The organism is Nocardioides sp. CPCC 205120, from assembly GCF_048654585.1.
Classification (GTDB): Bacteria; Actinomycetota; Actinomycetes; order Propionibacteriales; family Nocardioidaceae; genus Nocardioides.
Genome location: NZ_JBMCYY010000001.1, coordinates 1,684,855 through 1,707,334 on the forward strand (window position 1 = coordinate 1,684,855; position 22,480 = coordinate 1,707,334).

The following is a 22,480-nucleotide window of genomic DNA, read 5'->3' on the forward strand; positions in this document are numbered from 1 at the left end:
GGCCGCGGGCGCGGCGCGGGCTACGGTCGCCCCTCCCTCCCGAGGAGCACACGTGGACGACGACCGCCCCGGCGACGACGCCGGTCTCTGGCGCCTGCACGGCCTCGTGCCCGCGGCGGAGGAGGTCGACCTGCGCGAGGAGCTCGAGCGGGACCGCACCGTGGAGCGGGCGCTGCGCCTGCTGGGCGTCCCGGTCCGGCCCGACGAGACCGACGAGCCAGACGAGCCCGAGCAGCCGGACGAGCCGCCCATGACCGACGGCCAGGCGCTCGGGATCCTCGAGCACCTGCTGGGCGCCGAGCCGGAGCCGGAGGAGGACTGACCGTCGGGTCCTTCGGGAGTGGTTTCGAGGGGTGCTGGCGCACCCACCTCAACCACCGGAGAGGGCCCCGGCTCGCCGGTGGTCGAGGTGCTGGCGCACCCACCTCAACCACCGGAGAGGGCCCCGGCTCGCCGGTGGTTGAGGTGCTCGCGCCAGCTCGCCGGTGGTTGAGGTGCTCGCGCCAGCTCGCCGGTGGTTGAGGTGCTCGCGCCAGCTCACCGGTGGTCGAGGTGCTCGCGCCAGCTCACCGGTGGTTGAGGTGCTCGCGCCAGCTCACCGGTGGTTGAGGTGCTCGCGCCAGCTCACCGGTGGTTGAGGTGCTCGCGCCAGCTCACCGGTGGTTGAGGTGCTCGCGCCAGCTCACCGGTGGTTGAGGTGCTCGCGCCAGCTCACCGGTGGTTGAGGTGCTCGCGCTAGCGAGCCTCGAAACCACGCCCGTGTCCGCTGGTGGTTTCGAGGGCCGCTGGGGCGGCCACCTCAACCACCGGGATGGGCCGCTGGGGCGGCCACCTCAACCACCGGGATGTGCCGCTGGGGAGGCCACCTCGACCACCGGAACGACCCCCCACCCCGTCGTACCGGGGCAGGGGGTCGCGGTGGCGTCGCGCTGGGCGGGCGGGGACTACGGCTTGACGGCCAGCACCGGCACGCCGGCGCCGAGGAGCACGCGCTGGGCGACGCTGCCGAGCACGAGCTTGCCGACGGGCGAGCGCTTGCGCAGGCCCACGACGATCACGGTGCCGCCGTCGGCCTCGGCGACCTCGAGCACGGCCTCGGAGACGTCGGGCGCCATGGGGCGGCGGATGACGTGCTCGATGCCGCACTCCGCCAGCGTCTTGTCGAGGGCGTCGATGGCCGCGTCGTCGGCGTACCGCTCGTCCACCAGCGCGTCGCCGCGGGTGGCGTTGACCGCGACGATCCGCGCGGAGCGGCGGCGGGCCTCGACGATGCCGTGCTCGAGCGCCGCGCGCCCGAACTCGTCGGGGGTGTAGGCGATGACGACGGTCTCGGCGCTCATCGGACGGTCTCCTTCTCACGGGGGTCACGGGGGTCACGGGGGTCACGGGGATCGGCGGGGTTCGTGTCCTCGGCGACCTCGGCGGTCGGAGCCGCGCCGGGGCGCACCCGGGACAGCACGAGCGGCACGACGACGAGCAGCACGATGATGCAGTAGACGACCACGGCCAGCGGCTCGTCGACGAGACCGCTCACGTCGCCGTCGGAGATGGCGAGCGCCTCGCGCATCTTCGTCTCCATCAGGGGGCCGAGGATCACGCCGAGGATCAGCGGCAGCACCGGCAGCCCGAAGCGCCGCATGGCGAGGCCCAGCAGGCCGAAGACGAGCAGCAGGAACAGGTCGAACGGCTGCTGGTTCGCGGTGTAGGCGCCCAGCGAGGCGAAGAACAGGATGCCCGCGTACAGGTAGGGCCGCGGGATCCGCAGCAGCTTCGCCCACAGCGGGGCCAGCGGCAGGTTCAGCACCAGCAGCAGCGTGTTGCCGATCAGCAGGCTGGCGAGCAGCGTCCACACCAGGTCGGCGTGCTCGGTCATCAGCTGGGGGCCCGGCTGGATGCCGTAGCCCTGCAGCGCGGCCAGCATGATCGTGGCCGTCGCGGTGACGGGCAGGCCGAGCGCGAGCAGCGGCACGAAGGTGCCCGCCGCGGAGGCGTTGTTGGCGGCCTCCGGGCCGGCGACGCCCTCGATGGCACCGTCGCCGAACTCGTGGCCCTTGCGGGCCAGGCGCCGCTCCAGCACGTACGACAGGAACGTCGGGGTCTCGGCGCCACCGGCCGGCACGGCGCCGAACGGGAACCCGAGCGCGGTGCCGCGCAGCCACGGCCCCCACGAGCGGCGCCAGTCGTCGCGGCCCATCCACGGGCGACCGACGGGGATGACCGACAGGGGCTTGCGGCGCAGGTGCGCCGCGACCCACAGGGCCTCGCCGACGGCGAAGATGCCGACCGCCACCACGACGATGTCGATGCGGTCCGCGAGCAGCGGCTGGTCGAACGACAGGCGCGGCTGGCCGGTGTTGAGGTCGAGACCGACCAGCCCGATCGTCAGGCCGACGAACAGCGCGATGAACCCGCGCAGCCGCGACGACCCGAGCACGCTGGTGACGAGCACCATCGCCATGAGCATGATCGCGAGGTACGACGGGGCGCCGATCTCGACGGCGAAGTCGGCCAGGGCCGGGGCGAAGAAGACGACGAGCAGCGTGCCGATGGTGCCGGCGATGAAGGAGCCGATGGCGGCGGTCGCGAGCGCCTGGGCGGCCCGCCCCTTCTTCGCCATCCGGTTGCCCTCGAGCGCCGTCATCACCGAGGCCGACTCACCGGGTGTGTTGAGCAGGATCGAGGTGGTCGAACCGCCGTACATGCCGCCGTAGTAGATGCCGGCGAACATGATGAACGCCTGGGTCGGCTCGAGGCCGAAGGTGACGGGCAGCAGGAGCGCCACCGCCATCGCGGGACCGATGCCGGGCAGCACGCCGACGAAGGTGCCGAGCAGGACGCCGATGGCGGCCCACATCAGGTTCTCGGGGGTGAGGGCCGTCGCGAGGCCCTCGCCGAGCAGGGAGAGACTTTCCATCGTTCAGGCCCCTCTCACAGGATTCCGTCGAGGATGCCCGGCGTCAGCGGGATGCCGAGGCCGACGTAGAACGCGTACCAGCTGGCCACCGAGAGCACGACGCCGATGAGCAGGTCGCGCACCGGCGTGCGGGAGCCCAGCGCCCAGGTCGCGCCGGCGAACAGGAGCGCACCGGTGACGGCCCAGCCGAGCCAGCCGACGGTGGCGATGGTCAGCACCAGCACCGCGACGAGCTTGACGACGGTCATCCAGTCCGACCCCTGCGAGAGGTCGACGTCCTCGCCGTCGTCGAGGTCGGGCACGTCGCCGCGCAGGGCCGCGACGGCCAGCAGCACGCCGAGCCCGGTCAGCACCGCGCCGATGACGTAGGGGAACGCCTTGGGCCCGACCGGGTCGGCGAACCCGACGACGAGGGTGGAGGCGTCGTACACGGTGTAGAGGCCCACCACGACGAGCGCGGCGGCCAGGCCCAGCTGCGCGAGGTCGCGCTGCGGGGCGGCGTCCGGGCCGGCGGGCCCGGGCTGGGGGTGGGCGGTCAGGTCGCGCTCGGGCGCGGGGCAGTCGAGGGTCACGGGGCCACCTGGCTGTCGGGGGCTGGCTGAGGGGTCGGTGGGAGGGGTACGGCGCGGCTCGCCGTCGCGGGTGGCGCTCACGTCGCCAGGCCCAGCTCGTCGAGGGTGGCGGCGACGCGGGCGTCCTCCGACTCGAGGAACTCGGAGAACTCGTCACCGGTCTGCAGCGCGTCGATCCAGCCGTTGTCGGCCATCGCCTGCTGCCACTCGTCGGTGCCGTGCATCTCCTCCACGAGGTCGATGAGGCGCTGGCGCTCCTCGTCGGTGATGCCGGGCGGGGCGAGCACGCCGCGCCAGTTGTTGAAGACGAGGTCGACGCCGCCCTCGGTGACCGTCGGCACCTCGGAGAGGGTGGGGCTGTCCACGCGCTCCTCGCCGGAGACGGCCAGCGCCCGCAGGTCGCCGGAGGCGATCTGGCCCTCGAACTCGCCGAGGCCCGAGAAGCCGACCTGGATCTTGTCGCCCAGCAGCGCGGACGTCAGGGGCCCGCCGCCGTCGTACACGACGTAGCGGACCTCGCGCGGGTCGATGCCCGCCGCCTGCGCCAGCAGCATCGGGAAGAGGTGGTCGGGGCCGCCCACCGACGAGCCGCCACCGACGACGATCGAGCCCGGGTCGGCGCGCCACGCGGCGATGAAGTCCTCCAGCGTGCGGTACGGGGAGTCGCGGGGGACGAGCACGCCCTCCTGGTCCTCGATCAGCTTCGCGATCGGGGTGGCGTCCTGGGGGCGGAAGTCGTTGCCGTTGGAGTAGAGCGAGCCGACGACGCCGAGACCCATGTACATCATCAGCCGCGGGTCGCCCTCGGCGTTCATGAGGCGCGACATGGCGACCGAGCCGCCGGCGCCGATGATGTTGCTGATCTCGAAGTCGCCGCCGGTCAGGTCGTTGCGCTCCATGGCCGCGACGGCGGCACGACCGGTCTGGTCGTACCCTCCACCAGGGCTGTTCGGGATGTAGACGGTGAAGTCGTTCGACGCGTCACCGCGCGTGACGCCGCAGCCGGTGAGCGCTGCGAGCAGCACCACCGCCGAGACGGTCCCGGCAGCGCGTCGTCGCGCGGTCCGGCAGGAGAATGGGTTCCACATGTGGGGATCGTCACCGGCGGTGTGGCCCCCGTCACTCTTTGGGTCGCAATGGAGGTTCGGGAACTTGTGGTCACGGTCGCGGCTGACGCTCGCGGGGCAGTTCCTGCTGCTCCAGCTGAGCGTGCTGCTGGTCGTGCTGACGGTGGCCGGGTTCGTGACGGTGCAGCAGGCGGACTCGGCGTTCCGTGACGACCGCGGCAGCCGGCTGCGCTCCGCGGCGGAGAACCTGGCGAACACCGGCGCCGTCCGGGCGGGCCTGCAGGAGAGGTACCCGCCCGAGGAGGCGCTGGCGTCGTACGCGGGTGACGTGCGCGACCGGCTCGGGGCCGACGCCGTCTACCTCCTCGACGCCGGGGGCCTGCAGGTCATCGGTCCCGACCCGACGCGGGAGGGCGAGCAGGTCGACCTCGGCGACGGCTCGGTCCTCGAGGGCCGCGTGTGGACGGGGGACGTGCGCGAGCGCGACCGGCAGTCCCTGGCGGCGATGGTGCCCGTGCTCGCCGACACCGGCGAGCAGGTGGGCATCGTGGTGGTCGCCGAGAGGTACCCGGGCTGGCAGGCGCGCCTCGAGCGGTCGGCGCCGGACCTGGGCGTCTTCCTCGGCCTCGGGTTCGCGCTGGGCGCGGTCGGCTCCTTCGGCCTGTCCCGGCTCATCAAGCGCCGCACCCGCGGGCTCGAGCCCGCCGAGATCGGGGCGCTGGCCGACCAGCGCGAGGCGCTGCTGCACTCCATCCGCGAGGGGCTCGTCGCCGTCGCCGACGACGGCCGGGTCACCGTCGTCAACGACACGGCCCGCGAGCTGCTGGAGCTCGACCCGTCCGTCGGCCCCGGTACGGCGCTGCTCGACGCCGCGCTGCCGCCCGAGGTCGTCTCGGTGCTGGCGGCCCCGGACGCGTCCGGGACGCGGGACGCGGGCGACGACGAGGAGATCCGCGACGCCCTGCTCGTCGTCGGCGGTCGGGTGCTGGTGGTCAACCGCACCCGCGTGCGCGGCGGCGGGGTGACCGGCGGGGTCGTGGTGACGCTGCGCGACCACACCGAGCTGCTGGCCCTGCGCAGCGAGGTGCGCGCCCGCGAGTCGGTGACCGAGACGCTGCGCGCCCAGACCCACGAGTTCGCCAACCGGCTGCACACCATCTCCGGGCTGCTGCAGCTCGGCGAGCACGACGAGGCGGCGGCCGCGATCGGCACCATCGTGCGGCGCCAGGCGGAGATCAGCGACCGTGTGCGCGCCCGCGTCGAGGACCCGCAGGTGGCGGCGCTGCTCGTCGCGAAGTCCACCGTCGCCGCGGAGCGCGGCCTCGCCATCGACCTCGTGGGGGACGAGACGCTCCCGCGGCTCGACGCCGACCTCGCGGCCGACGTCGGCACCGTCCTCGGCAACCTCGTCGACAACGCGGTCGACGCGGTCGCGGGGCAGGTCGTGGGGGAGGCCGCCGGATCGGACCCCGTCGTCCGGGTGCGCCTGTGGCACGACGGCACGGCCGCCTGGGTCGAGGTCGCCGACTCCGGGCCCGGCGTCGACGCGGCCGAGCGCGAGCTGGTGTTCCAGCGCGGTTGGTCCTCGAAGGAGCCGGTCGTCGGGGGCCGCGGGATCGGACTGGCGCTCGTGCGCCAGGTCTGCCAACGTCGGGGCGGCGAGGTACGGGTCGGCGCGGGGTCGCCCGGCGCCGTGTTCACGGCGGTGCTGCCGGGAGGTCGGGCATGAGCGGGGCGGGCGGCGAGCTGCGGGTGCTCGTGGTGGACGACGACTTCATGGTCGCCTCCATCCACACCCGCTTCGTCGAGCAGGTCCCCGGGTTCGTGCCCGTCGGCGTCGCCGCGACCGGTACGGCGGCGCTCGCCGAGATCGAGCGGCTCGCCCCCGACCTCGTGCTCCTCGACGTCCACCTCCCCGACCTGTCGGGCATCGAGGTGCTCCGCCGCCTCCGCGGGCGCGGCGACGACACGGGCGTCATCATCGTGACGGCGGCCCGCGAGGTCGACACGGTGCGGGCCGCGGCCGCCGCGGGCGCGGCCCACTACCTGGTGAAGCCGTTCGAGCGCGACGACCTCGTGGCGCGCCTCGAGCACTTCCGTCGCAGCCACCAGGCGCTGGCCGCCATCGGGGCCGACGGTGGCGAGACCGGTCCGCAGCCCGAGGCCCGCACGACCCAGCACGCCATCGACGCGGTCTTCGCCCCCGTCGGTGCCGGCCGCCGCCAGCTCCCCAAGGGGCTCTCGGCGGAGACCGCGGCCGCGGTGACGGCCGAGCTGGTCGCCGACGCCGAGCTCTCCGCCGCCGAGGTCGCCGACCGGGTCGGCATCTCCCGGGTCAGCGCACGCCGCTACCTCGAGCACTTCGTCGACACGGGCGAGGCGACCGCCCGGCTGCAGTACGGCGGAGCCGGCCGCCCGCAGCGGCTCTACCGCCGCGCGGCGGGCTGAGCGCCGGCCCCCGCCGCGCCCCGCCCCGGCCCCGCCCCGGCGCGCGGCTCGGTCACGGCGCGCACAGCCACGGCCAGCAGGATGAGCACGCCCCCGGCGACGCCGACGGGCCCGAGGCGCTCGCCGGCCACCAGCGCCGCGAGCAGCGCCGCGCTCACCGGCTCCAGGAGGGTGGCGACGGTCGCCGTGCCGCTGCTCGTGGTGCGCAGCCCGGCGTAGAGCAGGCCGTAGGCCAGCGCCATCGTCGCAACGCCCAGCCACACCAGCCACGCCAGCGAGACCGGGTCGGCCGTCACGACGGGCAGCCCGTGGGCGGCCTCGACGGCGGCCCAGGGCAGGAGCAGGAGGGCGCCGACCGTCGTGGCCAGCGTGGTGAGCGCCAGGGGAGGGGCCTCCTGGCTGACGGTGCGCCCCACGAGCGTGGTGGCGGCGTAGCCCACCGCGGCGGCCACCGCGAGCCCGACCCCCAGCAGCGGTGACGGGCCCGCCGCGGCGTCGCTGCCGCCGTACGTGACCAGGGCGAGGCCGGCCAGGGCCGCGGCGAGCGCGACGAGCTCCCCCGGGCGGGGGGCCCGGCGCTCCCGCAGGCACTCGACGACCGTGACGAGCGGCGGGGCCAGGCCCAGTGCCACGACGGTCGCGACCCCGATGCCGGCGGTCAGCACGGCGGCGAAGTAGAGCCCCTGGTACGCCGCGGTCGCCACCCCCAGCAGCCCGGTGCGCACCGGGTGGCGCCGGGCGAGCGCGACGACGGCCGGGCCCTGGCGCAGCACGAGCACCACGACGAGCAGCACGAGCGCCGCCAGCCCCATCCGCCACGCGCTGACGGTGCCTGACGCCATGCCCTCGCGCTCGTGCAGCTCGTGGACGGCGAGGCCCCCGGTGCCCCACAGCACCCCGGCCGCGCACACCTGCGCGAGCCCCCGGCGGGTCGATCCGGCGGTGGCGGGAGCGGTGGGGGAGGCGGGGGTCGGCATCGGCGCGAGCCTAGGGCCCCAGGACCCCGGGCCGTTGTGGTCGGGGCCCCGCCTCCCTACCCTGCTCCCATGAGCGTCTCGGGCCCCGCGTCCCCCGTCCCGTCCCGGCCCCGGTGGCGCAGGCCGCTGCGCGGGCGGGGCACCGTCGCGGTGACCGGCCTCGTCGTGGCCGCGCTGCTCGTGACGCCGGGGGTGGGGTACGCCGACGCGACCGCGGCTGCCGCGCCGCCCGCGGTCACCGCCGAGACGGACCCGCCGAGCGGCGGGGCGAGCGAGCCGACCACGCCCGCAGAGCCGACCCAGCCCACCGAGCCCACTGCTCCCGCCGAGCCGACCGGACCCACCGGACCCGCGGTGCCGACCCAGCCCGCCCAGCCCGACGCCGGGCCGGCCGAGCCGGACGCGCCCGCGACTCCCGCGGCCGCGGAGCCCGCCCGGGTCACCGTGAGCGCCCCGGCGGGGTTCAAGGGCGACCAGGTCGACGTCACCATCCAGGTCGCCGACGCCGACGGCGCGCCGCTGGCGGGGGCGCGCGTGCGCGTCGAGCGCTTCACCTACGGCAGGTTCGCGCCCGTCTCGACCCTCACCACGGGCGCGGACGGCACGACCACGGCGACGATCGTGGTGGCGCCGTACACCCGCGACAACGTCGTGCGCGCCCTCTTCGACGCCGACGGCGAGCACGCGGGCGCGATCGGCGAGGGCCGCATCACGCTGCGGCAGCGCCGGGCGGTCGTCGAGCTGGCGGCCCCCACGAGCGTGCGCGACGAGCACCCGCTGACGCTCTGGTACGCCGTGCGCGACGAGGCCCGCAACCCGGTCACCGGCACCGTCGAGGTGCACGCCAACGACGGCTCGGGCTACAAGGTGGTCGCGGCCCGCGCCCCGCTCGCGTCGAACGGCGGCGGCAAGATCGTCGTCTCGCCCCGCCGCGGCACGAAGTACCGCGTCGTCTTCCGCCCGCAGGAGTGGATCGTCCAGGGCATCAGCCCGGAGCGGTGGGTGAACGTCGCGCCGTACGCCCCGCCCGTCGTGCTCCCCGCCGGTGCCCCGCGCCCGACCGTCTACGTGCCCCCGGCCCCCCGCGCCACCATTCCGGGGCCCGCGCCCGAGGTGCTGACGATCCCCAACCACATCTGGGCCGACATGGTGGGGCGTTCGTGGCGCCCCGGCTGCCCCGTGGGCCGGGCCGACCTGCGGCTGGTGCGCGTCAACTACCTCGGCTTCGACGGCTACCGCTACCGCGGCGAGGTCGTGGTGCACCGCTCCATCGCGACCCGCACGGCGCAGATGCTGAGCGCCCTGCACAACGGCGGCATCCCCATCCGGTCGATGGTGCGCCCCGACGGCTTCGGCTACAGCTCCCGCCTCGGCGGCGCCGACGACTACAAGTCGATGGCCGCCGACAACACCTCGGCGTTCAACTGCCGCGGCGTCGTGGGCAACCCGGGCCGCCGCTCGCCGCACGCCACGGGCCGCTCCATCGACATCAACCCCTGGGAGAACCCGTACCGCTCCGCCCAGGGCGTCGTGCCCAACACGTGGTGGATCAGCCGCTCGCACCCGACGGTGGCCTGGCGCAGCCGCTCGCACCGGGTCGTGCAGATCTTGGCCAACCACGGCTTCCGCTGGACCTACGGGCTCGGCGACCTGCACCACTTCGACGGCTGAGCGCCCGTGCCACCCGCACGGGCCGCGTCGCCCGCGGGGTGCGTCTTCTGCGCCATCGTGGCGGGGGAGGCGGACGCCGACGTCGTGCACGCCGACGACGACCTGGTCGCGTTCCTCGACCAGCGCCCGGTGTTCCACGGCCACGTGCTGCTGGTGCCGCGCGTGCACGTCGTCACGCTCGACGAGCTGCCCGCCGCCCTGCGCGACCCGTTCCTGGCGACCGCGCAGCGGCTGTGCCGGGCCGTGGTCGACGGCCTCGGGGCGCAGGGGTCGTTCGTGGCGGTCAACAACGTCGTCAGCCAGTCGGTGCCGCACCTGCACCTGCACGTCGTGCCCCGCACGAAGGGCGACGGGCTGCGGGGGTTCTTCTGGCCCCGACACAAGTACGGCGCGGGCGAGCGCGCGGTCGTCGCGGGCCGCCTCCGCGACGCCCTGGCGGCGTCGGACGATGCCCTAGGGTGACGCGCATGGGTCGATTCGACGGACGGGTGGCAGTCATCACGGGCGCGGCGCGGGGCATCGGCTTCGGCACCGCCCAGAGGTTCGCGAGCGAGGGCGCGTCGGTCGCGGTCCTCGACCTCGACGAGGGGGCGGCCGCCGACGCGGCCGGCCGGCTCGAGCTCGCCGACGGCGCGCGGGCGGTCGGCATCGGTGCCGACGTGTCCGACGCGGCCTCGGTGGACGCGGCGGTCGAGCGGGTCGTGAGCGAGCTGGGCGGCCTCCACGTGCTGGTCAACAACGCGGGCGTCACGCGGGACAACCTGCTGTTCAAGATGACCGAGGTCGACTGGGACCTCGTCATGGGCGTGCACCTCAAGGGCGCGTTCCTCATGACCAAGGCGGCGCAGAAGCACTTCACCGAGCAGCGCTACGGCAAGGTCGTCTGCCTCTCGAGCACGTCCGCGCTCGGCAACCGCGGCCAGGCGAACTACTCGGCCGCGAAGATGGGCATCCAGGGCTTCGTGCGCACGCTCGGCATCGAGCTGGGCCCGTTCGGCATCAACGTCAACGCGGTGGCCCCCGGCTTCATCGCCACCGAGATGACCGACGCCACCGCCGCCCGGATGAAGATGAGCGTCGAGGACTTCCGCGCCGGCGTCGCCGAGCGCAACCCGGTGAAGCGCATCGGCTTGCCAGAGGACATCGCGGCCGCGGTCGCGTTCCTGGCCAGCGACGAGGCGTCGTACATCACGGGGCAGACCATCTACGTCGACGGCGGCGCCACGCTCCTCTGAGCCCGCCGCACACCGCGGCTCCCGCACGGCACCGGACGCCCCACTGGTCTCGACCAGTGGGGCGTCCTGCGTCACCCGTGCGCGTGGCGCCACCCGGTGCGCGCCCCCGCGTCGCAGACTGGCGCGCGCCGGCGGCTCAGCCGGTCGCAGCGGGACGACGAGGAGCAGGGCAGTGGCAGGTACGGCGCGGGCACGGGCCCGGCGGACGATCGGCGGGGTCGGGGCGCTCGTGCTCGCCCTGGGGGCGGCGGCCTGCTCCGGCGGGACCGGCGACGCGGCCGGCCAGGAGGGCGACGCCGCACCCGCGGTCGCCCCGGAGCCGTCGCCGACCTGGCCGTACACGGGCCTGCCCGCGGACCCGTCCGACACGACGGGGCCCGCCTTCGTGGTGAAGATCGACAACACGGCGGCGTCCGCGCCCCAGCGCGGCCTCGGCAGCGCCGACCTGGTGGTCGAGGAGCTGGTCGAGGGCGGCACCACGCGGCTCGCGGCGTTCTTCCACACCGAGCTGCCGGACGAGGTCGGGCCGGTCCGTTCCATGCGTGCCAGCGACATCGGCATCGTGCCCGCCGACGACACGACCGTCGTCACCAGCGGCGCGGCGCAGCGCACGATCACGCGGCTCCGGGACGCCGGGGTGAGCTTCGTGGAGGAGGAGGGCACCCCCGCCGGGTTCTCCCGCAGCGACGCCCGCCGGATCCCCTACAACCTCTTCGCCGACCTCACCGAGGTCGAGGGCGCCCCGTCCGACGGGGAGCGCCCCGACGACTACCTCGAGTGGGGCGACGGCGCGGTGTGGGCCGCGGGCGCGCCGGCCACGGAGGTCAACGTCCGGTTCTCGCCGTCGCACACGACGAGCTGGGAGCTCGACGGGGACGGCTACGCCGTCGTCGACGGCAACGCCGGTGAGGGCGACGGCTTCCGCGCCGACACCGTCGTGGCCCTCGAGGTGGAGGTGGTGGACGCCGGTTACCTCGACCCGGCGGGCAACCCCGTCCCCGAGACGGTGCTGGCGGGCACCGGCACGGCGACGCTCTTCCACGGGGGCCGCGCCGTGGAGGCCACCTGGTCCAAGGACACGGAGGCCTCCGGGCTGCGCCTGCTGACGATGGACGGCGCCGCGCTGGCCGTGCCGGCCGGGCACACGTGGATCGAGCTGGTCCCGGCCGAGACCGGGTCGATCACCTACGACTGAGCGCCGTCGGGCCCCTCGGCCGCCTCGAGCGCCTCGAGTCCCTCGGGCTCGTCGAGCTGCGCGGTCGTGGGGAGCGCGACGCCCCCGTCCCGCATGAGCTGCATCCCGCCGAGGATGTAGCCGACGACGACCTCCACGCGGCGGCTGGCCGCGCCCGGGTCGTCGCTGTCGGCGACGAACTCGCCGGCGGCCGACAGCGCACCGAAGAACACGCTGCTGAAGGACGACAGCAGGAGCTCGTCGAGCGGGGCGCGCGGGTCGGCGAGCACGTCGGCGACCATGTCGTGCACGAGGGCGAAGCTCGTGCGCTCCTGCTGCTCCCGGATGCGCTCGTAGCCGAGCACGGCGGGCCCCTCCTGCACGACCACGCGCCGGTACGCCGGCTGCTGCACGACCGCGACGAAGGCGCGCAGCCCGGCCAGCGCCTTGTCCCAGGGGTCGCGCGCCTGGTCCATCGAGCGCTGGATGGCCTTCACGGCCTCGCTCTCGACGCGCTCGAAGACGGCTTCGAACAGCGCCCGCTTGCCGTGGAAGTGGTGGTAGAGCGCGCCCTTGGTCACCTCGGCGCCCGCCACGATCGCGTCGAGGGAGGCTCCGGCGTACCCCTCCTCGGCGAAGAGGCGCTCGGCGACGTCGACCAGGGCCCGCTTCGTCGTCGCCGAGTACTGCGCGCGGCGGTTGGTGCCGGGCACGGACGGGAGCCCGGGCAGGCGGCGCTTGGACGACGGGGGCTTGCTCATGGCGCGGCCCAGCATAGGCGGGGTCCGCCGCCGGGCCGGTCAGGACGGCCGCCGGAGGTGAGCGTCGCCACGTGCGCGACGTCACCGTGGCGGGGCCTTCGGTCGTGGGTACCTGGTGGGCATACTCGGAGTACGTACCGCGGGTATGTGAATGCTGGACCGAAGGAGACGACCATGACGTGGAACTCGTACCACCGCCGCGGCGAGGTGCTCGCGACCGTGGCCGCGACCGCGGCCGCCCGGCGCGACGGCGTGCTGCCCACCGACGTCGCGGGCGTCGCCGAGACCTTCCGCGACGAGCTCGACCTGCTGGGCGCGCTGCAGCTGCGCTGGCACACCCGCCTGGCCGGGCGCATCGACCGCGAGCTCTCCGCGCAGCCGCTCGACCTCGAGGCCGCCGTCGTGGCCGCCTGGGTGGCGACGGCGCGCGACCTGGCCGGCGTGCGGATGGTGCTCGACCGGGCGACGGGCGAGGGCGCCGGCGAGGAGGCCGACCGCATGCTCGGCGTCGCCGTGACGAAGGAGCGCCTCATGCTCGCCGCCATGGCGGGCCGCTCGAGCTTCGACGACGCCGCGTCGGCCGCCGTCGGCGCCGCGATCGAGGACCGCGCCCGCGCGACGCTCGCCGCCGAGCCGGCGGACGCGCCCCGGCCCGGCGCCCACGCCGCGTCGTCGCGCCCCACCCTGCTCGACCGGCTGCGGGCGGCGCTCGCCGCGTGAGGCCGGTCCCGCAGCACGACCGCGACCGCCGTACCCCCCGGGGTGCGGCGGTCGCGTGCATGATGGACGCATGATCGAGCCCCGTCCCGGGATGCTCCTGGTCGCCTCGCCGGAGCTGCTGGACCCGAACTTCGCGGAGGCAGTGGTGCTGCTGCTCGACAGCGACGAGGACGGCGCCCTCGGTGTCGTGCTCAACCATCCCTCGCCCGTGCTGGTCGCCGACGTGCTCGACCAGTGGCGCGACGTGGTCTCCGACCCGGACGTCGTCTTCCGCGGCGGGCCCGTGAGCCCCGACGGCGCCCTCGGTCTCGCCCGCCCGGCGGACCCCGCGGCGCCGCCCGTCGGCTACCGCGAGGTGATCGGCGGGATGGGCATGGGCGTCGTCGACCTCGACACGCCCGTCGAGCTGCTCGAGGGCGGGCTCGCCGCGCTCCGGATCTTCGTCGGGTACGCCGGCTGGGGCCCGGGCCAGCTCGACGCGGAGGTCGCCGAGGGCAGCTGGTACGTCGTTCCCGGCGTCCCCGCGGACGCCTTCGCCGACGACCCCGACGACCTGCGCCGCGACGTGCTGCGGCGCCAGCCCGGCGAGCTCGCGTGGGCCGTGAACCGGCCGGTCGACCCCACCCTGAACTGACCCCCGGACCGCTCCGTCGAGTCGGTCGGAGCGCCCGGGGGACCGTAGGATCGACCCCGTGAGCACTCGCATCGGATTCTCCGGCCCGGGCACGAGCGGTGGCACCAGCGTGGTGGAGGACCGTCGTACGGTCCCGGTCGACGACGGTGACCACGAGCGGTTCAGCCACTACGTGCCGAAGGACAAGCTCACCGAGGCGATGGTGCTCGGCACCCCCGTGATCGCCCTGTGCGGCAAGGTCTGGGTGCCCAGCCGCGCCCCGGAGAAGTTCCCGGTCTGCCCGGAGTGCAAGGAGGTCTGGGAGTCCATGCAGGACGGCTCGGGCAAGGGCGGCGGCTCGGGCGACGAGGCGTGAGCGGGGCAGCACCCGGCAGCCCGCAGGAGCCCACCACCGTCGACCTGTCGCCGGCCTGGCCGGGGCGTGCGGCGTGGGGCACGGCCCCGTCGCTGCGTGCGTGGCAGGCGGCCGCGATGCGGCAGTACCTCGAGGACTCCCCGAAGGACTTCCTGACGGTCGCGACCCCCGGCGCCGGCAAGACCACCTTCGCGCTCTCGGTCGCCAAGGAGCTGCTGGACCGGCGCATCGTCGACCGCATCACCATCGTCGCGCCCACGGAGCACCTCAAGGTGCAGTGGGCCTCGGCGGCGGCGAAGGTCGGCATCCCGGTGGACCCGGCGTACGCCGCGGGCCAGGGCCGCACCTCGAAGGAGTACGTCGGGATCGCCGTCACCTACGCCGGTGTCGCGGTGAACCCGCTGGCGATGCGCATCCGCACGGAGCGGTTCCGCACGCTCGTGATCCTCGACGAGATCCACCACGCCGGTGACGCGCTGTCGTGGGGCGAGGGCGTCCGCGAGGCGTTCCAGCCCGCGCAGCGCCGGCTCGCCCTGACGGGCACGCCGTTCCGCTCCGACATCAACCCGATCCCGTTCGTCACCTACGCGCCGGGCCCGGACGGGATCCCGCGCTCGGTGGCCGACTACACCTACGGCTACGAGCACGCGCTCGCCGACCACGTCGTGCGGCCCGTGCTGTTCCTCGCCTACTCCGGCGAGATGCAGTGGCGCACCCGGGCCGGCGACGAGGTCGCCGCCCGGCTCGGCGAGCCGCTGACGAAGGACATGACGGCGCACGCCCTGCGCACCGCGTTGGACCCCGCCGGGTCGTGGATGCCGTCGGTCCTCGCGGCCGCCGACAAGCGGCTCTCGGAGGTACGCCGGCACGTGCCCGACGCGGGCGGTCTCGTCATCGCCACCGACCAGACCTCGGCCCGGGCCTACGCCAAGCTGCTGCGCGCGATCACCGGCGAGGCGGCCACCGTCGTGCTGAGCGACGAGAAGGCGTCGTCGAAGAAGATCTCGGAGTTCGCCGCCGCGGAGAGCCGCTGGATGGTCGCGGTCCGCATGGTGTCCGAGGGCGTCGACGTGCCGCGCCTGGCGGTCGGCGTCTACGCCACGACCACCTCCACCCCGCTGTTCTTCGCCCAGGCCGTCGGCCGCTTCGTGCGCGCCCGCAAGCGGGGGGAGACCGCATCGGTCTTCCTGCCGTCGGTGCCGCGCCTGCTCGAGTTCGCCTCCGAGCTCGAGGTGCAGCGCGACCACGTGCTGGGGCGCACGGTGAAGGACGAGGACGACATCTTCGCCGCCGAGGAGGACCTGCTCGCGCAGGCCAACGCGAGCGAGTCCGCGATGGCCGAGGAGGGCCAGCTGCCCTTCGAGGCGCTCGGGTCCGAGGCGGTCTTCGACCGGGTGCTCTACGACGGCGGCGAGTTCGGCCACGCGGGCGAGGTGAGCGTCGGCTCGGAGGAGGAGATGGACTTCCTCGGCATCCCGGGCCTCCTCGACGCCGACCAGGTGCGCGACCTGCTGCAGTCGCGGCAGTCCGAGCGTGCCCGCAAGCAGAAGGCGGCCGCCGACGCCGGCCCCGCGCCGACCCGGCCGGCCGACACCCCCGACGAGCTGACCGCGCACGAGCAGCTGGCGGTGCTCCGCCGCGAGCTCAACGGGCTGGTGGCGGCGTGGAACCACCGCACGGGGCAGCCGCACGGCGTGACCCACGCGGCGCTGCGGCGCGACTGCGGCGGCCCGCCGGCGGCCGTCGCCACCGCGGAGCAGCTGCGCGCCCGCATCGACCGCATCCGCGACTGGGCGGTGCGGCGCACGTCCTGAGGCGCCATGCTGCGTGGATCGACCCGCTCGGGAACCGGTCGCGGCCGGCGCGCGTCCTAGGGTGGACCGCAGCCCGACCGACCCAGGAGCTGATCTCGGATGGCCCACGACCGCACGCGCCTGCGCACGCCGCTGGCCGGTCTCGCCCTCGTCGCCGGTCTCGCCCTCGTCGCCGGTCTCGCACTCGCCGGGTGCGGCGCCGACGGAGGCGACGACGCGGCGCCCTCGGCGCGGGACGACTCGAGCGCGACCCCCGACGGCTCCGACGGCTCCGACGGCTCGGCCGGCTCGGGCGGCTCGAGCGGCTCCGGCGGCTCCGGCGACGCGGGGGGCACGTCGTACGACGCGGTGGTCACGGCCGCGGTGGCCGACCTCGCCGAGCGCGAGGGCGTCGACCCGGCCGACGTCACGGTCGTCTCCGACGACGCCGTGGAGTGGCGCAGCGGCGCGCTGGGCTGCCCGAGCGCGGGCGGCACGTACACCCAGGCCATCGTCCCGGGCCGGCGCGTCGTGCTGGCCGTCGGTGGCGCCGACTTCGCCTACCACGGCCCGGCCGACGGGGCCGTCTCCTACTGCGCGACCCCCGAGGCGCCCGCGGCGCAGTGAGGTCGCGCGCGGTGGCGCCCGCGCGCGGCGCGGATGCGCGACGATGACGCCGTGCCCACCTACGTCGCGTTCCTGCGGGCCATCAACCTGGGCCCGCGCCGCCGCTACCCGATGGTCGAGCTGCGCGCGGCGCTGGAGGCCGCGGGCTTCGCCGACCCCACGACCTACATCCACACCGGCAACGTGCTGCTGCGCACCCCGATGCGGAGCATCGAGCGCCTGACCGAGCGGCTCGAGGAGGCGCTGAGCGCCGAGCGGGGCTTCCCGATCGAGGTGGCCGTGCTGACGCCGGCGGAGGTCCGCACGGCCGCCGCGGAGGGCGAGGCGATGCTCGCGGCCGCCACCGCCGAGGCGGCGACCGGTGGCGCCGAGCCGCCCGCGGGGCAGTACGTCACCCTCCTGCGCGACACCCCCGCGCCGGAGGCGGCTGCCGCGTTCGAGGCGTTGTCGGGCCCCGACGCCCGGGTCCGGGTCAGCGGCCGGGCGATGCACCTGACGCTGACCGGGGGGTACGTCGCGACCCGCCTCGACAACGCCCGCGCCGAGCGCGTGCTCGGCGTCCGGGGCACCAGCCGCAACCTGACCGTCGTACGACGGGTGGCCGCCGACTGGTGCTGAGGTGTCGGCGCGGCCGGCGCGGGCGCCAGGTGGGGCCGTCTGCGACGATCGGGCGCATGGCTGTCAGCGACCTCGTGCTCGGGTGCATGTACTTCGGGACGAAGACCGACGAGCGCACCTCCCTGGCGCTGCTCGACCGCTTCGTCGAGGCGGGCGGGACCACGCTCGACACCGCCGACTGCTACGCGTTCTGGGCGTCGGACACCGGTGCCGGGGGCCAGAGCGAGGAGCTGCTGGGCACGTGGCTGCGCCGCAACCCCGGGGTCCGCGACGAGGTCGTGCTCGCCACCAAGGTCGGCCCCGAGCCCGTCGTGCCAGGCGACTTCAGCCGCCTCGTCGGTCTCGCCCCCGACGTGGTCCGCCGCTCCGTGGTCGCGAGCCGCGAGCGCCTCGGCGTCGACGTCATCGACGTCTACTGGGCCCACCTGGAGGACCGCAGCGTGCCGCTGGCGGACGTCGTCGCGACCTTCGGCTCGCTGGTCGGCGACGGCCAGGTGCGCCGGATCGGCATCTCCAACCACCCCACGTGGCGCGTCGAGCGGGCCAACGCGCTCGCCGCGGCGGCGGGCACGGAGCCGTTCACCGCGCTGCAGCTGTCGACCTCCTACGTGCGCCCGCGCCCCGACACCGAGGTGCCCGGCAAGGACCACCGCTTCGGCTTCGTCTCCGACGAGACCGTCGACTACGTCACCGAGCACCCGGGCCTGGACCTGTGGATCTACAGCCCGCTCGTGCAGGGCAGCTACGACCGCGCCGACCGGCCGTTCCCCGAGCCCTACGACCACCCCGGCACGACGCGCCGCCTCACCGTGCTGCACGAGGTGGCCGGCGAGCTCGGGGTGCGCCCCGGCCAGGTGGTGCTGGCCTGGCTGCTCGGCGGCCGACCCGCGATGCGCCCGATCGTCGGCGTCTCCTCGGCCGAGCAGCTCGACGAGGCGCTCGCCGCGGCGACGCTCGAGCTCGACCCCGACCAGCGCGCGCGGCTCGACGCCGCCCGCTGAGGGGTCCCGCGGGCGGCGGGTGCCGCCGTACGCTCGATCCATGTCCCTCCTCCTGGCGACCCCGCTGGCCCGCGTGCGGCGGGTCGTGCGCACCCTCACCGGCGACCCGACCAGCCCCCTCGCGGGCCGCACCGTGCTCGTCACCGGCGCCTCCTCGGGCGTCGGCGAGGCCACGGCCCGGGCGGTCGCCGCACGCGGCGCGACGGTGCTGCTGGTGGCGCGGCGCGCCGCGGAGCTCGACCGGGTCCGCGACGCCATCGAGGCGGCGGGGGGCACGGCGTACACCTTCGTCGTGGACCTCACCGACGGCCCCGCCGTCGACGCGCTGGTACGGCGGGTGGTCGCCGAGTTCGGGCCCGTCGACCACCTCGTCAACAACGCGGGCCGCTCGATCCGCCGCTCGCTCGACCTCACCCACGACCGGCTCCACGACTTCGAGCGCACGATGGCGGTCAACTACTTCGGGCCGCTGCGGCTGACGATGGGCCTGCTGCCGGCGATGCGGGCGCAGCGCTTCGGCCACGTGGTCAACGTCGTGACGTGGGGCGTGCAGGTGAAGAGCCCGAAGTTCGCGGCCTACATCGCCTCGAAGACCGCCCTCGACGTGTTCGGGCGCATCGCGGGCCGCGAGACCTACCGCGACAACGTGACCTTCACGAACGTCCGCCTGCCGCTGGTGCGCACCGACATGGTCGCCCCCACCGAGGCCTACTCCCGGGTCCCGGCGCTGACGCCGGAGCAGGCCGCGCTGAAGATCGTGCGGGCCTTGGAGGAGCGCCCGATCACCGTCGACGTGCTGCCCGCCCGCGTCGCCGAGATCGCGAACGTCGTCGCGCCGCGGCTCACCGACCTCGTGTTCTCGCTGGCCGACCGCGCCTTCCCCGACTCCGTCGCCGCCCGCGGCGCGGACGACCCGGGGCGCGTGCGCTCCCGCGACGGCTCGCTCGGCTGAGCCGGCCGCCCGACCGCACCCACACGTCGTACGCCGTGCCCGCGGCGCCGCGGGCGGGTGCGGGGGAGTGGTGACGGACGGGCGGGGTCAGCTGGCCTTGCGCTCGGCGGTCTTCTTCGTGGCGGTCTTCTTGGCGGCGGTCTTCTTGGTGGCCGACTTCTTGGCGGCCGGCTTCTTCGTCGTGCCCCCGCCGGCGGTCCTCGAGGCCGCCTTCTTCGCCGGCGCCTTGGCGGTGGTCTTCTTCGCGGCCGTCTTGCGCGGGGCGCTCTTCCGGGTGGGCTTCTCCTCGGCCTCGCCGGCGTCGTCCGAGCTGTCGTCGGCGGCGTCGTCCTCCGCCTCGTCCGGCACGTCCTCGCCGCGGGCCTTCTTGGCGGCCTGCACCGATCGCTGCAGCGCGGCGAGCAGGTCGACCACCTCGCCCGAGCTCTTCGTGGTGGTCTCGGTGCGCTTCACCTCGCCGCCCTCGACCTTGGCCTTGACGACCGCCTCGACCGCCTCGGCGTAGTCGTCGGTGAACTCGTCGGCGTCGAAGTCGCCCGCGAGGGTCTCCACGAGCATCCGCGCCATCTTGACCTCGGTGTCCTTCACCTCGCCGACCTCGACGGAGAAGTCGGGGGTGCGCACCTCGTCGGGCCACATCATCGTCTGCAGCACGATCACGTCGTCGCGCACCCGGAGCACGGCGATGGTGGTGCGGTTGCGGATCGCGACGGTCACGACCGCCATGCGGTCGGCGGCGAGCAGCGCCTCGCGCAGCAGGGCGTAGGGCTTGGCGCCGCTCTTCTCGGGCTCGAGGTAGTAGGACTTCTCGAAGAGCATCGGGTCGATCTGCTCGCTCGGCACGAACTTCTCGACGGCGATCTCGCGCGAGGAGCTCGACGGCAGCGACGCCAGGTCGTCCTCGTCGAGCACGACCATCTCGCCGTCCTCGGTCTCGTAGCCCTTCGCGATGTCGGCGTAGGGCACCTCCTCGCCGTCGAGCGAGCAGACGCGCTGGTAGCGGATGCGGCCGCCGTCCTTGGCGTGCACCTGGCGGAACGAGACGTCGTGGGACTCGGTCGCGGCGTAGAGCTTGACCGGCACGCTCACCAGGCCGAACGAGACCGCACCCTTCCAGATCGCGCGCATCGCCCACTCCTCTCCGTCGCCACCGGGCCACCAGCTCCGACCCCGACGGCGCCCCGGACTCATCGGGGGCGGGGAAGACCGTCGGGCGACCCGGTCAGTATCGCCTCCACCGGTACCCCGGACCAGGGCAGGATGAACGCGTGAGGACCGACCTGCGCCCGATGCTCGCGACCCGGGGCGACGCCGTGCCCGCCGGCGGGGGGTGGGTGCACGAGGTCAAGTGGGACGGGATGCGCGTCCTCGCCCACGTGCGCGACGGTGCGTTGCGCCTCGAGAGCCGCAACGGCAACACGGTCACCGCCGCCTACCCCGAGCTCGCCGGCCTGGTCGACGCGGTCGGCGGTCGCGACGCCGTGATCGACGCGGAGGTGGTCGCTTTCGCCGACGGCCGCCCCAGCTTCGCCGCCCTCGCCGACCGGATGCACGTGCGCGACACCCGCCGGGCCGCGCGCCTCGCGGCCACCCAGCCCGTCACCCTCGTCGCCTTCGACCTCCTCGAGGTCGGGGACCGCTCGTTGCTGCGCCTTCCGCTGGCCGAGCGCCGGGAGCGGCTCGAGGAGCTCGTCGCGGTCGACGACCGCTGGCAGGTGCCCCCGACGTACGACGACGGCGCCATGCTGCTGGCCGCGACGGACCAGCAGGGCCTCGAGGGCATCGTCAGCAAGCGCGCCGGGTCGACCTACCAGCCCGGCGCCCGCAGCCGCGACTGGTTGAAGTTCCCCCACCGGCGCCGCGAGTCCTACGTGGTGGGCGGCTGGCGCCCGGAGACCGGCTCGACCTCGCGGCTCGGCGCCCTCCTCGTCGGTACGCCGACCGCTTCCGGCCTGCTCTACCGCGGGCGCGTCGGCTCGGGCATCGCGGGCAAGGCGGGTCCCGTGCTGCGCGACCTGCTGGCCCCGCTGGAGCGCCCCACGAGCCCGTTCGCCGACGAGGTCCCGCGCGTCGACGCCGCGGGCACGCACTGGGTCGACCCGGTCGTGGTGGTCGACGTCGAGGCGCTCGGCCTGGGCGGCGCACCCGAGGAGTCCGGTGCGCGGCTGCGGCAGCCGTCGTACCGTGGGGTCCGAACCGACCTCGGAGCGGAGGACCTGTGAGCACACCCCCCACCACCCGCGGCGCCACGCCGTACACGGCCACGCGGCGCGCGGCCCTGGGCACCATCGGCGCCCTCGCCGTCACCGGCCTCGTGCGGCCGACGGCGGCGCAGGCCGCCAGCACCGTGCGCCTCGACGGCATCGACGTGGCCCTGCGCGCCGGCACCCGCGCCGTCGTCACGGTGAACCGCACGAGCGGCTACCGCGCCCGCGTCGCGTTCTGGCAGCTGCGCAGCGGCCGCTGGGACGTGCAGTTCCTCACCACGGACGGCCGGATCGGGTACGGCGGGCTCGTCGCCCCCGCGAGCCGCCGGCAGGGCAGCGGCGCGACGCCGCTCGGCACCCACGGGCTGATCTCGACGTTCGGGAAGTGGAACCACCAGACGCCGTGGCGGATGCCCTACCGCAGGATCATGCCGGGCGACTTCTGGGTGCAGGACAACGCGTCGGGGCACTACAACCGCTACCGGCACCAGGACCAGGGCGGGTTCCGCTGGTGGCTGAAGGGCGCGGACTCCTCGGAGCGGCTGACGGACTACGGCGCGCAGTACGAGATGAGCGTCGTGACCGACTACAACTACCGCGAGCAGGTCCGCCACCGCGGCTCCGGCATCTTCCTGCACGTGAACGGCTCGGGCGCGACCGCCGGCTGCGTCAGCGTGCCGCGGCACGTGATGGAGGCCCTGATGCTGCACCTCGAGCCCCCGCAGGTGCCGCTGATCGCGATCGGCCACTGAGG

24 protein-coding genes are annotated in these 22,480 nt (G+C 75.0%); 17 read left to right on the plus strand and 7 right to left on the minus strand.

Going from position 1 to position 22,480, the window contains the following annotated elements; genetic code table 11:
• Positions 1-52 precede the first annotated feature (52 nt).
• Positions 53-322 (plus strand): hypothetical protein, encoded by a 270-nt coding sequence (locus ACOACO_RS07835; protein ID WP_420295678.1) that lies wholly within the window; start codon positions 53-55, stop codon positions 320-322.
• 622 nt (positions 323-944) lie between these two features.
• Here ACOACO_RS07835 and ACOACO_RS07840 read toward each other — a convergent pair.
• From ACOACO_RS07840 to ACOACO_RS07855, 4 genes are all read right to left on the minus strand, one after another.
• The gene (locus ACOACO_RS07840; protein ID WP_420295679.1) at positions 945-1,340 is read right to left on the minus strand and encodes a universal stress protein; all 396 of its coding nucleotides are present in this window, start codon (positions 1,338-1,340) and stop codon (positions 945-947) included.
• Positions 1,337-2,914 carry a tripartite tricarboxylate transporter permease gene (locus ACOACO_RS07845; RefSeq protein WP_420295680.1) on the minus strand — a complete coding sequence of 526 codons (1,578 nt, stop codon included), beginning with the start codon at positions 2,912-2,914 and terminating at the stop codon, positions 1,337-1,339. Before ACOACO_RS07845 ends, ACOACO_RS07840 begins: the two co-directional genes overlap by 4 nt.
• A gap of 14 nt (positions 2,915-2,928) precedes the next feature.
• Positions 2,929-3,486: a tripartite tricarboxylate transporter TctB family protein gene (locus ACOACO_RS07850; protein WP_420295681.1), complete on the minus strand. Its 558-nt coding sequence runs from the start codon at positions 3,484-3,486 to the stop codon at positions 2,929-2,931.
• A gap of 77 nt (positions 3,487-3,563) precedes the next feature.
• Positions 3,564-4,514: a Bug family tripartite tricarboxylate transporter substrate binding protein gene (locus ACOACO_RS07855; RefSeq protein ID WP_420295682.1), complete on the minus strand. Its 951-nt coding sequence runs from the start codon at positions 4,512-4,514 to the stop codon at positions 3,564-3,566.
• A 124-nt stretch (positions 4,515-4,638) separates the two neighbouring features.
• Here ACOACO_RS07855 and ACOACO_RS07860 point away from each other — a divergent pair, with 124 nt between their 5' ends.
• Complete coding sequence (locus tag ACOACO_RS07860; protein ID WP_420295683.1) at positions 4,639-6,282, plus strand: ATP-binding protein; 1,644 nt, start codon at positions 4,639-4,641, stop codon at positions 6,280-6,282.
• Complete coding sequence (locus tag ACOACO_RS07865) at positions 6,279-7,001, plus strand: response regulator (protein ID WP_420295684.1); 723 nt, start codon at positions 6,279-6,281, stop codon at positions 6,999-7,001. Before ACOACO_RS07860 ends, ACOACO_RS07865 begins: the two co-directional genes overlap by 4 nt.
• Here the strand turns inward: ACOACO_RS07865 and ACOACO_RS07870 are convergent.
• Complete coding sequence (locus ACOACO_RS07870) at positions 6,980-7,978, minus strand: DMT family transporter (RefSeq protein WP_420295685.1); 999 nt, start codon at positions 7,976-7,978, stop codon at positions 6,980-6,982. The two genes, ACOACO_RS07865 and ACOACO_RS07870, sit on opposite strands and share 22 nt — an antisense overlap.
• Positions 7,979-8,047: 69 nt before the next feature.
• Here ACOACO_RS07870 and ACOACO_RS07875 point away from each other — a divergent pair, with 69 nt between their 5' ends.
• The 4 genes from ACOACO_RS07875 to ACOACO_RS07890 all read left to right on the plus strand — a co-directional run bounded on the left by ACOACO_RS07875 (position 8,048) and on the right by ACOACO_RS07890 (position 12,079).
• Positions 8,048-9,649: a M15 family metallopeptidase gene (locus tag ACOACO_RS07875; protein WP_420295686.1), complete on the plus strand. Its 1,602-nt coding sequence runs from the start codon at positions 8,048-8,050 to the stop codon at positions 9,647-9,649.
• Between the two features lie 6 nt (positions 9,650-9,655).
• Positions 9,656-10,111, plus strand: a complete 456-nt coding sequence (locus ACOACO_RS07880; protein ID WP_420295687.1) for an HIT family protein — start codon at positions 9,656-9,658, stop codon at positions 10,109-10,111.
• Between the two features lie 5 nt (positions 10,112-10,116).
• Positions 10,117-10,884 (plus strand): SDR family NAD(P)-dependent oxidoreductase, encoded by a 768-nt coding sequence (locus ACOACO_RS07885; RefSeq protein ID WP_420295688.1) that lies wholly within the window; start codon positions 10,117-10,119, stop codon positions 10,882-10,884.
• A 172-nt stretch (positions 10,885-11,056) separates the two neighbouring features.
• On the plus strand, positions 11,057-12,079 hold the full coding sequence (locus ACOACO_RS07890) for a DUF3048 domain-containing protein (RefSeq protein WP_420295689.1): 1,023 nt from the start codon (positions 11,057-11,059) through the stop codon (positions 12,077-12,079).
• On the opposite strand, the gene ACOACO_RS07895 is transcribed toward ACOACO_RS07890, so the two are convergent.
• Positions 12,070-12,819 (minus strand): TetR/AcrR family transcriptional regulator, encoded by a 750-nt coding sequence (locus tag ACOACO_RS07895; protein ID WP_420295690.1) that lies wholly within the window; start codon positions 12,817-12,819, stop codon positions 12,070-12,072. The genes ACOACO_RS07890 and ACOACO_RS07895 overlap by 10 nt on opposite strands.
• A gap of 174 nt (positions 12,820-12,993) precedes the next feature.
• On the opposite strand from ACOACO_RS07895, the gene ACOACO_RS07900 reads away from it, so the two are divergent.
• The 8 genes from ACOACO_RS07900 to ACOACO_RS07935 all read left to right on the plus strand — a co-directional run bounded on the left by ACOACO_RS07900 (position 12,994) and on the right by ACOACO_RS07935 (position 19,519).
• The gene (locus ACOACO_RS07900) at positions 12,994-13,539 is read left to right on the plus strand and encodes a hypothetical protein (protein ID WP_420295691.1); all 546 of its coding nucleotides are present in this window, start codon (positions 12,994-12,996) and stop codon (positions 13,537-13,539) included.
• Positions 13,540-13,609: 70 nt separating this feature from the next.
• The gene (locus ACOACO_RS07905; protein WP_420295692.1) at positions 13,610-14,173 is read left to right on the plus strand and encodes a YqgE/AlgH family protein; all 564 of its coding nucleotides are present in this window, start codon (positions 13,610-13,612) and stop codon (positions 14,171-14,173) included.
• A gap of 109 nt (positions 14,174-14,282) precedes the next feature.
• A complete protein-coding gene (locus ACOACO_RS07910) occupies positions 14,283-14,528 on the plus strand; it encodes a DUF3039 domain-containing protein (protein ID WP_420296314.1) in 246 nt (81 codons plus the stop codon).
• Positions 14,529-14,644: 116 nt separating this feature from the next.
• The gene (locus ACOACO_RS07915) at positions 14,645-16,342 is read left to right on the plus strand and encodes a DEAD/DEAH box helicase (protein WP_420296315.1); all 1,698 of its coding nucleotides are present in this window, start codon (positions 14,645-14,647) and stop codon (positions 16,340-16,342) included.
• 99 nt (positions 16,343-16,441) lie between these two features.
• Positions 16,442-16,948: a hypothetical protein gene (locus tag ACOACO_RS07920; protein ID WP_420295693.1), complete on the plus strand. Its 507-nt coding sequence runs from the start codon at positions 16,442-16,444 to the stop codon at positions 16,946-16,948.
• Positions 16,949-16,999: 51 nt separating this feature from the next.
• Positions 17,000-17,566 (plus strand): DUF1697 domain-containing protein, encoded by a 567-nt coding sequence (locus ACOACO_RS07925; RefSeq protein ID WP_420295694.1) that lies wholly within the window; start codon positions 17,000-17,002, stop codon positions 17,564-17,566.
• Positions 17,567-17,622: 56 nt separating this feature from the next.
• Positions 17,623-18,567, plus strand: coding sequence for an aldo/keto reductase (locus ACOACO_RS07930; protein ID WP_420295695.1), 945 nt, complete (start codon positions 17,623-17,625; stop codon positions 18,565-18,567).
• A 40-nt stretch (positions 18,568-18,607) separates the two neighbouring features.
• On the plus strand, positions 18,608-19,519 hold the full coding sequence (locus tag ACOACO_RS07935; RefSeq protein WP_420295696.1) for an SDR family NAD(P)-dependent oxidoreductase: 912 nt from the start codon (positions 18,608-18,610) through the stop codon (positions 19,517-19,519).
• 87 nt (positions 19,520-19,606) lie between these two features.
• On the opposite strand, the gene ACOACO_RS07940 is transcribed toward ACOACO_RS07935, so the two are convergent.
• On the minus strand, positions 19,607-20,647 hold the full coding sequence (locus ACOACO_RS07940; protein WP_420295697.1) for a Ku protein: 1,041 nt from the start codon (positions 20,645-20,647) through the stop codon (positions 19,607-19,609).
• A gap of 140 nt (positions 20,648-20,787) precedes the next feature.
• Between ACOACO_RS07940 and ligD the strand changes: the two genes are divergently transcribed.
• The gene (gene ligD / locus ACOACO_RS07945; RefSeq protein WP_420295698.1) at positions 20,788-21,741 is read left to right on the plus strand and encodes a non-homologous end-joining DNA ligase; all 954 of its coding nucleotides are present in this window, start codon (positions 20,788-20,790) and stop codon (positions 21,739-21,741) included.
• Positions 21,738-22,478, plus strand: a complete 741-nt coding sequence (locus tag ACOACO_RS07950) for a L,D-transpeptidase family protein (RefSeq protein WP_420295699.1) — start codon at positions 21,738-21,740, stop codon at positions 22,476-22,478. The genes ligD and ACOACO_RS07950 overlap by 4 nt, the downstream gene beginning before the upstream one ends.
• Positions 22,479-22,480 lie beyond the last annotated feature (2 nt).

What these genes read in the sequence shown, in the direction of transcription:
- ACOACO_RS07840 (WP_420295679.1), bottom strand. Translation starts at nt 1,340, where the DNA reads ATGAGCGCCGAGACCGTCGTCATCGCCTACACCCCCGACGAGTTCGGG.
- ACOACO_RS07845 (WP_420295680.1), bottom strand. Translation starts at nt 2,914, where the DNA reads ATGGAAAGTCTCTCCCTGCTCGGCGAGGGCCTCGCGACGGCCCTCACC.
- ACOACO_RS07865 (WP_420295684.1), top strand. Translation starts at nt 6,279, where the DNA reads ATGAGCGGGGCGGGCGGCGAGCTGCGGGTGCTCGTGGTGGACGACGAC.
- ACOACO_RS07870 (WP_420295685.1), bottom strand. Translation starts at nt 7,978, where the DNA reads ATGCCGACCCCCGCCTCCCCCACCGCTCCCGCCACCGCCGGATCGACC.
- ACOACO_RS07875 (WP_420295686.1), top strand. Translation starts at nt 8,048, where the DNA reads ATGAGCGTCTCGGGCCCCGCGTCCCCCGTCCCGTCCCGGCCCCGGTGG.
- ACOACO_RS07885 (WP_420295688.1), top strand. Translation starts at nt 10,117, where the DNA reads ATGGGTCGATTCGACGGACGGGTGGCAGTCATCACGGGCGCGGCGCGG.
- ACOACO_RS07895 (WP_420295690.1), bottom strand. Translation starts at nt 12,819, where the DNA reads ATGAGCAAGCCCCCGTCGTCCAAGCGCCGCCTGCCCGGGCTCCCGTCC.
- ACOACO_RS07900 (WP_420295691.1), top strand. Translation starts at nt 12,994, where the DNA reads ATGACGTGGAACTCGTACCACCGCCGCGGCGAGGTGCTCGCGACCGTG.
- ACOACO_RS07905 (WP_420295692.1), top strand. Translation starts at nt 13,610, where the DNA reads ATGATCGAGCCCCGTCCCGGGATGCTCCTGGTCGCCTCGCCGGAGCTG.
- ACOACO_RS07915 (WP_420296315.1), top strand. Translation starts at nt 14,645, where the DNA reads ATGCGGCAGTACCTCGAGGACTCCCCGAAGGACTTCCTGACGGTCGCG.
- ACOACO_RS07920 (WP_420295693.1), top strand. Translation starts at nt 16,442, where the DNA reads ATGGCCCACGACCGCACGCGCCTGCGCACGCCGCTGGCCGGTCTCGCC.
- ACOACO_RS07930 (WP_420295695.1), top strand. Translation starts at nt 17,623, where the DNA reads ATGGCTGTCAGCGACCTCGTGCTCGGGTGCATGTACTTCGGGACGAAG.
- ACOACO_RS07935 (WP_420295696.1), top strand. Translation starts at nt 18,608, where the DNA reads ATGTCCCTCCTCCTGGCGACCCCGCTGGCCCGCGTGCGGCGGGTCGTG.
- ACOACO_RS07940 (WP_420295697.1), bottom strand. Translation starts at nt 20,647, where the DNA reads ATGCGCGCGATCTGGAAGGGTGCGGTCTCGTTCGGCCTGGTGAGCGTG.